Source organism: Loktanella sp. Alg231-35 (assembly GCF_900143545.1).
In the GTDB taxonomy this organism is placed as follows: Bacteria; Pseudomonadota; Alphaproteobacteria; order Rhodobacterales; family Rhodobacteraceae; genus Yoonia.
This window is the reverse complement of the sequence record NZ_FREV01000003.1, coordinates 472,256-487,257: the sequence shown is the minus strand read 5'-3', so window position 1 is coordinate 487,257 and position 15,002 is coordinate 472,256. Positions and strand designations below refer to the sequence as shown.

General features: G+C 57.0%; 12 protein-coding genes. 6 read left to right on the top strand and 6 right to left on the bottom strand.

What is annotated here, in order from left to right; translation table 11 throughout:
- Positions 1-141: 141 nt before the first annotated feature.
- From DHN10_RS09325 to DHN10_RS09315, 3 genes are read left to right on the top strand one after another with little or no spacing between them, the layout of a single operon-like run.
- Positions 142-438, top strand: a complete 297-nt coding sequence (locus DHN10_RS09325) for a virulence factor (RefSeq protein ID WP_108815026.1) — start codon at positions 142-144, stop codon at positions 436-438.
- 41 nt (positions 439-479) lie between these two features.
- The gene (locus DHN10_RS09320; RefSeq protein WP_108815025.1) at positions 480-1,409 is read left to right on the top strand and encodes a 5,10-methylenetetrahydrofolate reductase; all 930 of its coding nucleotides are present in this window, start codon (positions 480-482) and stop codon (positions 1,407-1,409) included.
- A 10-nt stretch (positions 1,410-1,419) separates the two neighbouring features.
- Positions 1,420-2,487 carry a methyltetrahydrofolate cobalamin methyltransferase gene (locus tag DHN10_RS09315; RefSeq protein WP_108815024.1) on the top strand — a complete coding sequence of 356 codons (1,068 nt, stop codon included), beginning with the start codon at positions 1,420-1,422 and terminating at the stop codon, positions 2,485-2,487.
- A 77-nt stretch (positions 2,488-2,564) separates the two neighbouring features.
- Here DHN10_RS09315 and DHN10_RS09310 read toward each other — a convergent pair whose 3' ends face one another.
- The 5 genes from DHN10_RS09310 to DHN10_RS09290 all read right to left on the bottom strand — a co-directional run bounded on the left by DHN10_RS09310 (position 2,565) and on the right by DHN10_RS09290 (position 9,020).
- Positions 2,565-3,656 carry an ABC transporter ATP-binding protein gene (locus DHN10_RS09310; protein WP_108815023.1) on the bottom strand — a complete coding sequence of 364 codons (1,092 nt, stop codon included), beginning with the start codon at positions 3,654-3,656 and terminating at the stop codon, positions 2,565-2,567.
- A gap of 17 nt (positions 3,657-3,673) precedes the next feature.
- Positions 3,674-5,290, bottom strand: coding sequence for an alpha-glucosidase (locus tag DHN10_RS09305; RefSeq protein ID WP_108815168.1), 1,617 nt, complete (start codon positions 5,288-5,290; stop codon positions 3,674-3,676).
- An 86-nt stretch (positions 5,291-5,376) separates the two neighbouring features.
- A complete protein-coding gene (locus tag DHN10_RS09300; RefSeq protein ID WP_108815022.1) occupies positions 5,377-6,534 on the bottom strand; it encodes a carbohydrate ABC transporter permease in 1,158 nt (385 codons plus the stop codon).
- Entirely contained in the window at positions 6,534-7,541 is a 1,008-nt protein-coding gene (locus DHN10_RS09295) for a carbohydrate ABC transporter permease (protein ID WP_108815021.1), read from the bottom strand. The genes DHN10_RS09300 and DHN10_RS09295 overlap by 1 nt, the downstream gene beginning before the upstream one ends.
- A 120-nt stretch (positions 7,542-7,661) precedes the next feature.
- Positions 7,662-9,020 (bottom strand): ABC transporter substrate-binding protein, encoded by a 1,359-nt coding sequence (locus DHN10_RS09290; protein WP_108815020.1) that lies wholly within the window; start codon positions 9,018-9,020, stop codon positions 7,662-7,664.
- A 280-nt stretch (positions 9,021-9,300) separates the two neighbouring features.
- Here DHN10_RS09290 and DHN10_RS09285 point away from each other — a divergent pair, with 280 nt between their 5' ends.
- Genes DHN10_RS09285 through DHN10_RS09275 form a run of 3 tightly spaced genes read left to right on the top strand, consistent with a single transcriptional unit; the run spans position 9,301 to position 12,643 of the window.
- A complete protein-coding gene (locus tag DHN10_RS09285) occupies positions 9,301-10,332 on the top strand; it encodes a substrate-binding domain-containing protein (RefSeq protein WP_108815019.1) in 1,032 nt (343 codons plus the stop codon).
- A 1-nt stretch (position 10,333) separates the two neighbouring features.
- Complete coding sequence (locus DHN10_RS09280) at positions 10,334-11,656, top strand: GH1 family beta-glucosidase (protein WP_108815018.1); 1,323 nt, start codon at positions 10,334-10,336, stop codon at positions 11,654-11,656.
- Positions 11,657-11,665: 9 nt separating this feature from the next.
- Positions 11,666-12,643 (top strand): glucokinase, encoded by a 978-nt coding sequence (locus tag DHN10_RS09275; RefSeq protein WP_108815017.1) that lies wholly within the window; start codon positions 11,666-11,668, stop codon positions 12,641-12,643.
- An 8-nt stretch (positions 12,644-12,651) separates the two neighbouring features.
- Here the strand turns inward: DHN10_RS09275 and DHN10_RS09270 are convergent, their stop codons facing one another.
- Positions 12,652-14,988 carry an ATP-binding protein gene (locus tag DHN10_RS09270; protein WP_234417089.1) on the bottom strand — a complete coding sequence of 779 codons (2,337 nt, stop codon included), beginning with the start codon at positions 14,986-14,988 and terminating at the stop codon, positions 12,652-12,654.
- Positions 14,989-15,002: the final 14 nt, after the last annotated feature.

Sequence of the window (15,002 nt, the reverse complement as noted above, 5' to 3'; positions counted from 1 at the left end):
CTTGAACACAATGACAGAGCCAGCGCGCACAGGATCGGTTAGGCAAGCGTCAGTCGCTCACCGCTTCCGTGATGTCGAAATTCGACATTGGGCGACCTGCGCGGGTGATAGAACGAAGACAAGAAGGTAAGGGAGAATCACATGGCTGACGTCACCATCGTTTACTGGCGCGATATGCCGGCACAGGTCATTGTGGGCCGGAGCCGCCGCGGTGTGAAACTGCCTTTACCTGAACGGTTTGAGCAAGCCATTGATCGCGCTGCGATGAAATCTGGTGCAGCTGAATCCGATGACTATATGTCAGGTTTCCGCAAGGCTGATCCGATCCCGGTTGATGGCACCGATCACGAAGCCGCCGAAGCCACCGTTGCCCGGATTGATACCGAATACGACCTCGACCGGATCAAGACCCTTATTGCCAATGATGGCTGGGCTTGACGCCGCCGCCCCCTTTCACCACGCGCCTAACGGAGGCCCTCATGTCCCTGCTGCCTTTTCGCAAAACCCAACCGGTCGAAGAAACCACCGTCAATCCACAGCTGGAGGCGCTGCTCAAGGATTATTCTATCGAGGTGATGCCGCGCACGGCTGAAAAGGTAGAAGATTTCACAGCCCTTCTGCCTGCAGGCACCCGCGTCTATATCGCCCATATCGAAGGTACACCCATCGAAGATATGGTCGCCACGGCCAAACGCCTGGCCACTGATGGCTACAATGTGATGCCGCACTTCCCTGCCCGCATCATCAAGGATGAAGCGACACTGGCCGATTGGATTGCGCGTTACCAAGGCGAAGCTGGCGTTGATCAGGCGCTGCTTTTGGCCGGTGGCGTGGCGCAGCCGCATGGTGATTATCATTCCTCCATGCAACTGCTGGAAAGCGGACAGTTCGACAAGGCAGGCTTTAAGCGGCTGCACGTTGCAGGCCACCCCGAAGGCAACCGCGATATTGACCCTGATGGGTCTGACAAAAACGTGCAGGACGCGCTGCGCTGGAAGCAGAAATTCTTAGACACAACCGATGCCGAAATGGCGCTGGCCACACAGTTCGCCTTTGAGGCAGGCTCGATCATCGCATGGGCCGACGCGCTGAAAAAGGCCGGGATCACCATCCCCGTTCACATCGGCATCGCGGGTCCGGCCAAACTGCAAACGCTGATCAAATTCGCCATTGCCTGTGGTGTTGGCCCATCGCTGAAGGTGCTACAAAAGCGTGCAATGGACGTCACCAAACTATTGTTGCCCTATGAACCAACCGAGGTGTTGACCGAACTCGCCGCCCACAAGGCCGCGAACCCTGATTTCAACATCACCCACGTCCACTTCTTCCCACTTGGCGGCATCAAGACCAACGCCAACTGGGCCATCGCAAACGGCGGATCCTCCGCTGTGCCTGCTTCTCAATCCTAAGGACCGCTTTATGACACGCACGATTGTCGAATCCAAAACGAAGACTGCCATCATCGGGTTCGATCAACCCTTTTGCGTGATCGGTGAGCGGATCAACCCAACAGGGCGCAAGATCCTTGCCGAAGAACTGGAGCGCGGTGATTTCAGCCGCGTGGAAGCCGACGCGCTGGCGCAGGTTGCGGCTGGGGCGAACATCCTCGACATCAACTCTGGCGCTGTCTTTTCTAACAAAATGGCCGAAGATCCGCGTTACGCTGACAACAACTTTGTTGAACCACCCCTGATGAAAGAAATGGTCGAGCGTGTGCAGGCGATCACCGATGTTCCGCTTTGCATCGACAGCTCTGTCCCCGGCGCATTGGAAAACGGTCTTGCGGCAGCAGAGGGTCGCCCTCTGTTGAACTCTGTCACAGGTGAGGAAGAGCGCCTCGAACTCGTCCTGCCGCTGGTGAAGAAATATAACGTGCCGGTCGTCGCGATTTCGAACGACGACACTGGCATCTCTGAAGACCCCGACGTGCGCTTTGCGGTTGCCAAGAAAATCGTGGAGCGCGCCGCAGATTTTGGCATCCCCGCGCATGACATCGTGGTTGACCCGCTTGTTATGCCCATTGGTGCGATGGGCACCGCCGGATTGCAGGTCTTCACGCTGGTGCGTCGCCTGCGCGAAGAACTGGGCGTGAACACCACCTGCGGTGCCTCCAACATCAGCTTTGGCCTGCCCAACCGACACGGCATCAACAACGCGTTCCTGCCGATGGCCATGACCGCTGGTATGACCTCGGCCATCATGAACCCTGTTGCCTTGCCCACCGGCCCCAAAAAGATTGCCGAAAAGAAGGCAGAGATTGAAGCGGCTGGCATCATCCTGCCCGACGGCATGGATGACGAGGCGTTTGTGCAGATGTTCGGTCTTGGGTCCACCAAACCCCGCGCGGGCAAGGAAATGGAAGCAATTCGTGCGGCCAACTTCCTGACGGATAATGATGCGTCCGGCACCGAATGGATCAAATTCAACCGTGTGCCACCAAAAGAAGGTGAAGGGCGCGCGCGCACCGGGCGCCGTCGGCGCGGCTAAGCATCAGATATATTCGAAAACCGAAAAGCGCCGATGAAAGATCATCGGCACTTTTTCTTTACTTCACAATGGGTTGCCTAGCGATAATAAAGCGAATGCCCATTCAAGAACATCTGCACCTTTTCGGGTGCCGCCGACATCCGCACCGACTTACCACGCAAATCAGCATGAATACCGGGCAGTTTGCCGATCACTGCGTCATTGTCGCCAACCTTGTCAAAATACAGCAGCGTGACCTCGCCCAGAGCTTCGGTAAAGTTCACTTTGCCTTCGAAGGCATATTCATCATTGGTCGTTTCCAGCATGTCCTCCGGCCGGATGCCGACATTGACGGTCTGGCCCATGTCATCACTCTTTGTTGGGGCTGCTGATTTCACAGTTCCACCGCCATGCAGCTTTACCGTGGTCTCTGCCCCTGTGCCCACGATCTCTCCTGATAGCAGGTTCATAGCCGGAGAGCCGATAAACTGGGCCACAAATTCATTCTCGGGACGCTCGTAAAGTTCCAAAGGTGTCCCAACCTGTGCAATGCCCTTATTGGCCAAAACAACGATCCGTGTGGCCAAGGTCATGGCCTCAACCTGATCATGCGTCACATAGATCATCGTGCTGTTCGGCATGGATTCCTTAAGTTGCGCAATCTCGATCCGGGTGGCGACACGCAGGGCGGCATCAAGGTTCGAAAGCGGCTCATCAAACAAGTAAACCTTGGGATCACGCACAATCGACCGGCCAATGGCCACACGCTGGCGCTGACCACCGGACAGGGCCTTGGGTAGGCGATCGAGATATTCATCCAGTTGCAGGATTTTGGCGGCGCGCCCCACGGCCTCGTCAATCTCGGCTTGTGATTTCTTGGCGAGCTTAAGCGCAAACGACATATTATCGCGCACCGTCATATGCGGATAAAGCGCGTAGGATTGAAACACCATCGCGATGCCACGCTGCGCGGGCGGCACATCGTTGACCACCTGGCCATCGATCTGCAGCTCACCGCCGGTGATCTTTTCCAGACCCGCAATCATGCGCAGCAAGGTGGATTTACCGCAGCCTGATGGGCCGACAAAGACGATCAACTCGCCCTGTTTGATATCCAGATCGATGTTTTTGAGAACATCAACGGTGCCGCCATAGGTCTTGGCAACGTCCGTAAGTTTCAGATCAGCCATGTCTCACTCCCCTAAATTCATGACTTGAGCGCGAGGCAAACTTGCCAAGGCCCAAGGTGCAGTCTTCCGTCTGCGGATGTATGTGCGCTGCCCAACTCGGCCCCGATCGGGGTCCAGTTTCCGGCAGGTAAATCGAAATCGGATGGTGTTTCGCTGACGTTGAAGGCACAAAAGATCGTCTGTTTGCCTTGCGTCCGCGTGAAGTAAACCACATCCCCCTTGGCCCGCACCCCATCATGCGCCCCGATACTAAGAGCCGTATGTGCTTGCCGAAATGCGATGGCCTTGCGGTAGTGGTGCAGCAAGGCGCCGGGCTCATCTTCCTGTGCCGCCGCTGACAAATGCAGATGCTCTGAGGCAACAGGCAGCCAAGGCTTTGCCGCGGAAAAACCGCCGTTCTGATTGCTCGGCTCCCAGACCATCGGCGTGCGACAACCGTCGCGGCCTTTGAACTCTGGCCAGAACTCAATTCCGTAAGGGTCTTGCAGGTCTTCAAAGGCAACGTCGGCCTCTGGCAGTCCCAGTTCTTCGCCTTGGTACAGGCAAACCGACCCGCGCAGGCACAAGATCAGCGTAGCGAACATGCGCTGTGCCGCGGGCGGCAGGTCCCAACGGCTGGCGTGGCGCATCACGTCGTGGTTGGAAAACGCCCAACAGGCCCAGCCATCAGCGGCGACTTCATCCACCCGGTTCATCACCTCGACAATGCGCGCGGCGGTTGGTTGATCTTTTGCTAAGAATTCAAAGGCATAGCACATCTGCATCAGATCATCGCCGGCGGTGTATTCGCCCATGATCTCAAGACCCTTTTGGGCATCCCCCACTTCGCCTACGGCGGCGGCGCCGTAAGGTTCCATCACCGCACGCAGCTTGCGCAGAAACGCCAGATTCCCCGGCTGGTTCTTAGAATAGAGGTGTTCTTGATGGTTATAGGGGTTCACTGATGGCGCAATCGTCGCGTTACGCTTTTCAGGTGGCAACGCGGGGTTATCGCGCAGCTTCGCGTCATGCATGTAGAAATTGATCGTATCAAGCCGGAACCCATCACAGCCCCGGTTCAACCAGAACCGAGCGACATCCAGCAAGGCATCCTGCACGGCAGGTTCGTGAAAGTTCAGGTCGGGCTGGGACACAAGGAAATTGTGCAGATAATACTGCTCGCGCCGCGCATCCCACTGCCAACCAGAGCCACCAAAGATCGACAGCCAGTTGTTGGGCGGCGTGCCGTCAGGCTTTGGATCGGCCCAGACGTACCAGTTAGATTTGTCGTTCGTGCGGTTGGCGCGGCTTTCGCCAAACCACGGATGCTGGTCGCTTGTGTGGCTTAGCACCAAGTCGATCATCACACGGATGCCCAAACGGTGCGCAGTTTCAACGACCGCATCAAAATCGGCCAACGACCCAAACATCGGATCAACGTCGCAATAATCGCTGACGTCATAGCCAAAGTCTTTCATCGGCGACATGAAGAATGGCGAAATCCAGATTGCATCAACACCAAGCGACGCGATGTACGGCAGGCGTTGGACAATGCCCAACAGGTCACCAATGCCGTCACCATTGCTGTCTTGATAGCTGCGCGGATAGATCTGATAGATCACCGCACCGCGCCACCAATCCTTGTTGATCGCCATATCCGTCTTTGTGGCCAGCGCCGTATTCATTGCCGTTGTTCCTGTCATTCTGGCAACGTCCCGGATCTGATCCGGGACGTGTGTTGTTACTTGACCGAGCCTGCGAGCAGACCGCGCACGAGATATTTTTGCATCGCAAAGAACACCACAAGCGGCACCGCAATCGACACGAAAGCAGAGGTTGCAAGGATTTCCCAATCGCCGCCGCGTGTGCCCAGCAGTTCAACAATCTGCTTGGTCATCACCGTCGTCTGGCCCGAGGCGTCAATCAAGAACACCAGTGCCACCAGCAGGTCATTCCACGTCCACAGGAATTGGAAGATTGCAAAGGACGCAAGTGCAGGAAAGCTTAGCGGCAGGATGATCTTGGTGAAGATCTGGAAATCCGTGGCCCCGTCCACCTTGGCGTTCTCAATAATGTCGCGCGGCAAACCCACCATGTAGTTGCGCAACAGATAGATCGCGAGCGGTAGACCAAAGCCGGTATGGGCAAGCCAGACCCCCAGATAGCCTTTGCCGATACCAATGGAGTTATGCAGCGACAGCAGCGGGATCAGCGCCAATTGCAGCGGGACAACCAAAAGACCAACAACCGCCGCGATCAGCAACGCGCGCCCCGGAAAATCCATCCACGCCAGCGCATAGGCAGCAAAGGCGGCAATCAAAATCGGAATGATCGTCGCCGGGATCACCACCGTCAGCGTGTTAAAGAACGCCTTGGCCATACCTTCTGAGTTGTCTTCGTCAAACAGCACAAAATTATAGTTCTGCAAGGTGAAATCCGGCGGCGTTGTCGCATCAATGAACACGCGCTGCGCACGGCCACTGATCTGGTCATCATTGCCCTGCCAGACATATGACCCATCTGCGTTCATCGTAAAGGTTTCACCATCCCCCAGATCGGCCGTCTCACCGGGGGCATAGGCACCCAAAGCGCGGCTTGACGTGGCCCAGGCAGACATTTCGCCGTCAAACGGGTCATCGCCAAAGATGTTGCCTTCGACGACAAAGACACCGCCCCCGGCCTCAACCCGGTTGTCATCGGGATCAGCGGCCCTGATTTGCAGTGTCTGCTCCGCAGGGAACATCGCCGACCACCAGCCCGACGCAGTGATCTGATCACCGGTACGGAAGGAGGACACAAACAGACCCAGCGTCGGGAACAGCCAAAGGGCCACCAGCAACACAACCGATATATTCAGCGCCCATACGACAACGGGTTTCTTTCCAGCCATCGCATCCATCAGCGCATCTCCTTACGGGCGTTGTGTACGTTCCAGACAAGGATTGGCGTCACCATCAGCATGATGATCATCGCCGCAGCCGAGCCCATACCCCAGTCATTGGCACGGAACAGTTTGTCGTACATGTAATTGGCCAGAACCTGCGTTTCCCATTGGCCGTTCGTCATCGCAAACACGATGTCAAAGACCTTGAGCGTGGCAATCGTGATTGTGGTCCAGACCACAACGATGGTTGGCACGATCTGCGGGATCTTGATCTTAAAGAATATCTGGAACGGATTGGCACCATCCACAATCGCCGCTTCAACGGTTTCCTCAGGGATGCCGCGCAAGGCTGCCGATAGGATCACCATGGCAAAGCCAGTCTGGATCCAGATCAGCACAATCATCAGGAAGAAGCTGTTCCAGAAGGGAATTTGCAACCACTGCTGCGGCTCTGATCCGCCAAACAGCATGTAAAGATGGTTCAGAATACCGATCTGCGCCACGTCTTCTGGGCGCGCTTCATAAACCAGCTTAAAGATAACGGCAGCACCAACAAAGGAAATCGCCATCGGCATAAAGATGATCGATTTGGCGATATTGCCCCATGCCAGACGGTCTGTCAGCTGGGCCGCCAATAGGCCAAAGGCTGTTGAGGCCGCAGGCACAACAACCAACCACAGCACATTGTTCTTCATGGCTTCGATAAACTTCGGCTCTGCAAACATCTTGGTGTAATTGTCCAAGCCGACAAAGGCGAATTCGTTACCGGGGAGCCTTTCAAGAAAGCTCAACCGCAGGGTCGCGAAGACCGGGTAAGCGAGGTACAGACCAAGTGCGAGCAATGCGGGCATCAAAAAGACCCAAGGGCGGATCTGGTTGGCGCGGTTGATATTGCGTCCGGCGTTCTCGCCCGTGGGCTTGAACAGCACCTTATCAAGCAGCAGGTTTGCGCCGTAAAAGTAGCCGACACAGCCACCGACCCCGATGATGATCGTCAGTAATCCTTGCAGTGCTGGATGCATTGCGCCCTCCCTCGCGATGTATCTAAGCGGCCTTTGCGTGCCGCAGGATGTCCGGGCGGCGCACCGCCCGAAACTTTAGCTGCATCTGTCGCGCCGTGGCGTTGCACGGCGCACAGGCGCTTACTTTGCGGCGTCCCAGCTGTTCTGGATCGCACCGGTGACGTCTTCGGCGGATGCACCACCGACATAGTCAACCATGCCCGTCCAGAATGACCCCTGACCAACAGCGCCCGGCATCAAGTCAGATGCGTCAAAGCGGAATGTTGTGGCGTTCTGCAGAATTTCACCCTGACCACGCAGCGTCGCGTCCTTGTACGTATCAAGGTTCACACCAGAGTGCGGTGTAAGGAAACCTGTTTGCGCCATCATGACCTCATGCGCCAGCGGCTGCTGAAGGTACTCAACAAAGGCCATTGTCGCATCCGATGGGTTTGTGATCGCCATCAACGTACCACCACCCAGAACAGGATTTCCGAGGTCCTTTTCGGCGAAGGATGGGAAGTAGAAGAAGTCCGCATCTTCGCCAATCACAACATCCTCTGGCATGAAGGCCGGGATAAAGGACGCCTGCTTGTGCATGTAGCACTGCGACGGCGAAGTGAAGAGACCGGCAGGACTATCACGGAAATCCGTAGACCCAACCGCAGCAGAGCCGCCCGCAACCATATCGTCATTCTTGGCAAACATGCCGAATGTCTCAATCGCTTCGATCACTTTGGGATCGTTGAACGGGATTTCATTGGACACCCATTGGTCATAGACGTCAGGTGTTTGCGTGCGCAGCATGATGTCTTCAACCCAGTCTGTCGCGGGCCAACCTGTCGCCGGACCAGAACCCAGACCGATGCACCAAGGTGTCTCACCATCTGCGATGATCTGCTCGGATAATGCGATCAACTCTTCCATGGTTTCTGGAATGTCATAACCCGCATCTTCGAAGTTCTCTGGCACATACCAGACAAGCGATTTGACGTTCACGTTGTAGAAGAAGCCATAGAACTGGTCGTCACCACTTGCGTCAGCATAAGTGCCCAGATCAACCCATGATGGGCCAGCGGCGTAATTGTCATTGACCCAACTGGCCATATCATCGCCCAGCGGTGTCAAAAGACCGCGTGACGCAAGATCGGCTGCCAAACCGGGCTGTGGGAACACAGCGACGTTTGGCGCGGAGCCGGCCTCTGTATCAATCACGATCTGCTGCTCGAACCCGTCAGAGCCGGTGTAGGTGATCTCGGCGCCCGTTGCTTCGGCAAAGTAGGCGATCGCCGAACGGAAAATATCATCCTCTGGGGACAACCAAGGACCGAACACTGTGACCGACTGACCGCTCAGGTCTGGCGCGTTTGCCGCCCATTCATTGTAGGCGTCCCAGCTAAAGTCGCCCTCGCCCGGTGTGAACGGCAGATGGCCGCCGGCATGTGCCGCGCTCGCAAGCAAAGCCGCTGCCGCAACACCTGAATAAATCTTCGTTCTCATGGTTTCTCCTCCCAAACGCGCCACCCTCTGGCGCGGCATTAATTTTGGCACATGCGTGCGCGACGTCCATACAGGCGCAACGGAATCAGTTCCCAAAGCGCTTTGGATGAAGCTACCCTCAGGCAAGTTGACGCCGCTGTCAACTGGCCATTCCGGAAATGAAAAATTGCTTGGATTCTCTTCAATTCATGTTACTGAAACGATTACGGCCAGATCAGCGATGCGGATTAGGGCGTTGCCCCGTGACATTTGATAGCGCTTTGGATACAGCTTTCGGACCATGAACCTCAAAGAACTCTCGCAAAACCTCGGATTGAGTCAGACAACTGTCAGCCGCGCGCTGAACGGCTATCCAGAAGTGAGCCCGGCGACACGTGCACGCGTGGAAGAGGCCGCGCGCGCCTTCAATTATCGCCCCAGCACACGCGCCAAAGGGCTGGCCACCGGCCAGGCATTGGCCATTGGCCACGTCATCCCGATGTCCAGCAAACACGAGATGGTGAACCCGATCTTTGGTGATTTCATCGCAGGCGCCGGCGAAACCTACGCCCGGCATGGTTATGAAATGATCCTCTCGATCGTGGACGACAAGAACGAAACCAGTGTCTACCAAGGTCTCAAATCGCGCCGTGCCGTTGACGGGGTGATCGTCCATGGGCCGCGTATGAATGACACACGCATTCCCCTGCTCGCCAAGCTGGGTCTGCCCTTTGCCGTCCATGGGCGCGCGTCGGGCTGCACCGTGCCATACGCATGGCTGGACGTGAACAACCGCAGCGCCTTTGAGCGCGCAACCAAGTACCTTTATGACCTTGGGCACCGCCGCATTGCCCTGCTCAATGGGCTTGAGGATATGGATTTCGCCCACCGTCGTCGCGACGGCTATATGTCGGCACTCACGGCACAGGGCCTATCCGTCGACACCAGCCTCATGCGTTCTGGCGAAATGACCGAGCTGTCAGGCTATGGGGCCACGCGCGAAATGCTGGCGCGACCAGGGGCGCCTACCGCAATCCTGTGTTCATCGCTGATCAGCGCACTTGGGGTGCGGCGGGCGATCGAGGAAAAAGGACTGGTGATGGGCAAGGACGTGTCGGTCATTACCCATGATGACGTGCTGTCATACCTCAAGAACGGAGAAGAGGTGCCCATCTTTACCGCCACACGATCATCGGTGCGCGATGCAGGCCGCAAACTGGCCGAGATGCTGCTACAGGCCATCGCCAATCCAGAAGCCGCACCATGCTCTGAATTGCTTGAAGCTGAATTGATTGTCGGGGCCTCCACCGGCCCGGCCCCCCGAAAGGACTGACATGGATTTCAAACGCGCTGACTTCCCTCAGGGCTTTCTCTTTGGGGCGGCAACGGCCGCATATCAGATCGAAGGGCATCAGTTTGGCGGCGCAGGTCCGACCCATTGGGACACCTTCGCAGCCGGTCCCGGCAATGTCGTGCGCGCTGAAGACGGGGCTGTCGCCTGTGACCATTATCACCGCTTTGGCGAAGACCTTGATCTGCTGAAAGATGCAGGCATGGACGCCTATCGGTTTTCGACGTCATGGGCGCGGGTGATGCCGGATGGGCAGACGGTCAATCCAGAAGGGTTGGACTATTACGACCGTTTGATTGACGCGATGCTGGAACGTGGGCTCAAGCCGTTTCAGACGCTTTATCACTGGGAATTGCCCGCCGCACTCGCCGACAAAGGCGGGTGGATGAACCGCGATACCTGCGCCTATTTTGCTGATTTCGCCGATGTGATCACCGACCGGATCGGGGATCGCGTCGACGCGATTGCCACGATCAACGAACCGTGGTGCATCTCTTTTCTGTCGCATTTTCTGGGGCTTCACGCGCCGGGACTAAGGGACATCCGCGCCGCGGCACGTGCCATGCACCACATCAATCTTGCACATGGCGTGGCGATGTCGCGGCTGCGCGCCAAGGGTATGAAAAACTGCGGGATCGTGATCAACTTCGACCATACCGAAGCGCAGGATGACAGTGCTGCCGCAGCACAGGCTGCGACCACATGGGACGCCATCATGAACCGGTGGTTTGTGGAGGCAGTAACCAAAGGCACCTACCCAAAAGAGGCCCTCGCAGGGCTTGGGCCCCATATGCCTGATGGCTGGCAAAACGACATGGCCGAGATCAGCCAGCCTATCGATTTTCTGGGCGTCAACTACTATACGCGGCACAACGTGACCCATGACGCAAACGCGGTCTGGCCACATATCACGTCCGAAGACGGCCCCGGCGACAAGACGCAAATGGGCTGGGAGATTTACCCAGACGGCCTTTATGGCTTTCTTACCCGGCTGTCGCGCGACCATGTGGGCGATCTGCCAATCTATGTTACCGAAAACGGTATGGCGTGGGATGACACCGTCGAAAACGGCGCGGTTTATGACCCGGTGCGCATGAAATTCGTCTCTGATCACATGCTCGCCGCCAAACGTGCGATTGCGGATGGGGCCAATGTGCAGGGCTTCTTTTACTGGTCCCTGCTCGACAATTATGAATGGGCCTATGGCTATGAAAAAAGGTTTGGCATGATCCACGTGGATTTTGAAACATTGAAGCGCACACCCAAAGCGTCTTATCACGCGCTCAAAACCGCCATCGCGCGTTAGGACATACCTATGGGACACCCCGACAACTTCTATTCACTGGTTGCCGATATCGGCGGCACCAATACCCGTGTCGCCTTGGCCGACGGGCGCAAAATTGTCGGCGGAACCATCCGGCGCTATCGCAATACCGATTTTCCAGGTCTGGAATCAGTGCTGCGCCGTTACATCGAAGATGAAGGTGGTGTGGATCCGATTGCGGCCTGTGTTGCTGTCGCTGGCCCGGTGCGTGACGGGCGCGCGACGATGACCAACCTTGATTGGACCATCGACAAAGACACGCTGGCGCGCGCCACGAAGGCCGAAACCGTCGCCATCTTGAATGACCTGCAAGCGCAGGGGCACGCCCTTGGCCACCTTGATGCGGCTAATATCCGCACCATCCTGCCGGGGCCGGAAGGCACCGCGAATGCGGCAAAACTTGTGGTTGGTGTGGGCACCGGTTTTAACGCCGCCCCTGTTTTTGATCTTGATCAGGGTCGCATCGTCACCCCATCCGAAAGCGGCCACGCCAATCTGCCGATCCGCAACGAAATGGAATTGCGCTTGTGCCAATTCGTCTCAACCGCGCATGGGTTTCCTGCAGTCGAAGACGTCCTGTCTGGTCGTGGCCTGGAACGCGCCTATGCGTTTCTGGGGCAAGAGGCCAACGACCCGCGTGAATGTGCAGCCAAGGATATCATGGCGGCCTGCGACGATGGCAGCGACCCGCGCGCCGAAGACGCGGCCGCGCTGTTTACCCGCATTCTGGGCACGGTTTGCGGCAACCTGTCGTTGATCCAACTGCCATTTGGCGGGGTTTACCTTGTTGGCGGCGTCTCGCGTGCATTTGCACCGCACCTGACCCGCTTGGGCTTTGGTGATGCCTTCCGCGACAAGGGCCGTTTTGCAGGCTTCATGAGCAATTTCGCCGTGCATGTGATCGAAGATGATTATGCCGCCCTGACCGGGTCAGCCGCCCATCTGGTGGCGCTTGGTCAAAGCAACTAAGGCGCGCGCTACGCCGGTTCCGGGTCCTTGGCCAATTGGCCTTGCACCGTTTGTGTCAAGTCGGTCAGCGAGAATGGCTTGGGCAAAAAGACCGTGTTCTCGATCATCGCCTCGCCATCATCAAATGCATCTTCAGGATAGCCAGACACAAAGACCACCTTTGTGGTCGGGCGGTCGACGCGCGCCTTGCGCACCCATGTCGGGCCATCCATGCCGGGCATGATCACATCGGTCACAAATAGATCCACCACCAGATCAGGGTCGCTCAGCAAATCAAGCGCGGCCTCTGCGCAGTCCGCCTCAAGCACAGTATAGCCGCGCAGGCGCAACGCGCGCGAGGCAAAGGCACGAACTGGCGCTTCGTCCTCGACCAGTAAAACAACGCCTTCTGCACGGCTTGCTACTGGCACCGTTTCGGGATTTGCCAACTTCATCGGCGCCGCAGCACTGGCCCGCAAGCTAGGGAAGAGCAGCGTAAAGGTAGTTCCGCGTCCGATCTCGCTTTCCACAAAGATATATCCGCCGGTCTGTTTCACGATGCCGTAGGCGGTTGAAAGCCCCAGACCAGTGCCTTCGCCTTGGCGTTTGGTCGTCCAGAACGGTTCAAAAATCTTGTCCAGGGTTTCCGAGGCGATACCATGGCCGTCATCCTTGACCTTGACCATCACATAGCTGCCTTTGGGCACAGTGACCCTGTCGCGTGTCATCTCAGTGGACAGTGACAGGTTCTTCGTGACAATCTTGATCTCGCCGGTGCCCTGCATCGCATCGCGCGCGTTAACCACGAGGTTCATCATCACCTGTTCTAGTTGCCGCTTGTCAGCTTTGATGCGCAGCAGATCACAGTCGTGATCCAGCGTTAGCGTCACCTTTTCGCCCACAAGCCGGTTCAGCAGATGGGTCAGGTCAGACATCGTATCGCGCAGGTCGATCTCTTCGGGTAGTAGGTTCTGCTTGCGCGAGAACGCCAAAAGCTGGCCTACCAGACTGGCGGCCCGATTGGCGTTCTGATGAATTTGGATCAAATCACCGTAGTTTTGATCGCCTTCATCGTGACGCAGAAGCAAAAGATCACAATGGCCTGATATTGCGGTCAGCAGGTTGTTGAAATCATGGGCAACGCCACCCGCCAATTGGCCGATTGCCTGCATTTTCTGGCTTTGCACAAATTGCGATTCGAGCGTCTTAAGCTCGGTCACATCGTTCAGCACCGCAATCAAATGCGGATCATCCTGTTCGCCTGCGATGGACAGCGTGACCTGAATAAACGTGTCCTCGCTCGCGCCCCGCACCCGCAGGAATTGCGACACATGCGCGCTCCGCCCGTTCAGCGCTTCTTCCAGCCAATCGGTGATCAGACGCCCCGGACCGTCAAGCACATCTGACAACCGGCGCCCTTGGGGGGTTGGAATGTGCAGCAAGGCGCGCGCTTCGCTATTGGCGGCCAGTAATTGCCCGTCATTGGCAACCTTCAGCAGTGGAACAGGAAGATCGTCGATCGCATCCCACCCGCCTTCCAATTGTGGCGGCGCTAGCGGCGCTTTTTCCTCTGGCAGAAGGTAGATGTCGGTCGTATCGTCCTTACCCGGTGTCTGCACCACAAGACGGTGCAATGGCCCGTCCGCCCCATGCAACATGTTGCATTGCCCCGATCTGATCGGCAGGTCGAAAAAGACATCCGTGATATGTTGGCGCTGCTCGCCCAACAGACCGCGCATGCTCTTGTTGGTTTGCAGGATCGTGCCATCCAAGTCGACCGAGATCATCGGCAGCGGCACCGCATCGGCACCCCGAGCGGCGGATTGAATGCCCCCGGTCAGATCATCCAGCCACCAGACCTGACACTCTGGTCCCATCCACAACACACGCAGTCGGAAATGCCCTGCACGGGTCACGATATCTTCGGCGCTCGCACCCGATTGAGCCGCCCGCAAGACCAACTGATCCAAAAGCCCGTGCGGTTTTGCCCACATATGCCGGAACACATCCGGAAGGCACACGCCCTCGGCGGTTTCAAAACGTTCCTTGGCGGCGGCATTGGCATAATCAACGTGGCGCGCACCTAACGTGACAAAACCGGCACCAAGATCATGCGCGATCATGCGCCGCGCATTGGCCCGTTGCCAGCGGCCCAGCACCCTGCGCCACAGGGTGGCAATCCCGATCCAGCCAGACACGCAGCACAGCGTTGCACCAAAGACCACAAGCCCGAGTTGTAGGGTACGCAAATCTGTGACGAAGGAAAGAGCAACGCAAACCAGCCCCGCACTCAGGATCTGCAATACAGGCGAAAACCCGATATGAAACGATGGTTTATCTATCTCTAACGAACGATCAGAAGGCAAAGCCGCACCTTTTA

What these genes read in the sequence shown, in the direction of transcription:
- DHN10_RS09325 (WP_108815026.1), top strand. Translation starts at nt 142, where the DNA reads ATGGCTGACGTCACCATCGTTTACTGGCGCGATATGCCGGCACAGGTC.
- DHN10_RS09320 (WP_108815025.1), top strand. Translation starts at nt 480, where the DNA reads ATGTCCCTGCTGCCTTTTCGCAAAACCCAACCGGTCGAAGAAACCACC.
- DHN10_RS09315 (WP_108815024.1), top strand. Translation starts at nt 1,420, where the DNA reads ATGACACGCACGATTGTCGAATCCAAAACGAAGACTGCCATCATCGGG.
- DHN10_RS09310 (WP_108815023.1), bottom strand. Translation starts at nt 3,656, where the DNA reads ATGGCTGATCTGAAACTTACGGACGTTGCCAAGACCTATGGCGGCACC.
- DHN10_RS09305 (WP_108815168.1), bottom strand. Translation starts at nt 5,290, where the DNA reads ATGGCGATCAACAAGGATTGGTGGCGCGGTGCGGTGATCTATCAGATC.
- DHN10_RS09300 (WP_108815022.1), bottom strand. Translation starts at nt 6,534, where the DNA reads ATGGATGCGATGGCTGGAAAGAAACCCGTTGTCGTATGGGCGCTGAAT.
- DHN10_RS09295 (WP_108815021.1), bottom strand. Translation starts at nt 7,541, where the DNA reads ATGCATCCAGCACTGCAAGGATTACTGACGATCATCATCGGGGTCGGT.
- DHN10_RS09290 (WP_108815020.1), bottom strand. Translation starts at nt 9,020, where the DNA reads ATGAGAACGAAGATTTATTCAGGTGTTGCGGCAGCGGCTTTGCTTGCG.
- DHN10_RS09285 (WP_108815019.1), top strand. Translation starts at nt 9,301, where the DNA reads ATGAACCTCAAAGAACTCTCGCAAAACCTCGGATTGAGTCAGACAACT.
- DHN10_RS09280 (WP_108815018.1), top strand. Translation starts at nt 10,334, where the DNA reads ATGGATTTCAAACGCGCTGACTTCCCTCAGGGCTTTCTCTTTGGGGCG.
- DHN10_RS09275 (WP_108815017.1), top strand. Translation starts at nt 11,666, where the DNA reads ATGGGACACCCCGACAACTTCTATTCACTGGTTGCCGATATCGGCGGC.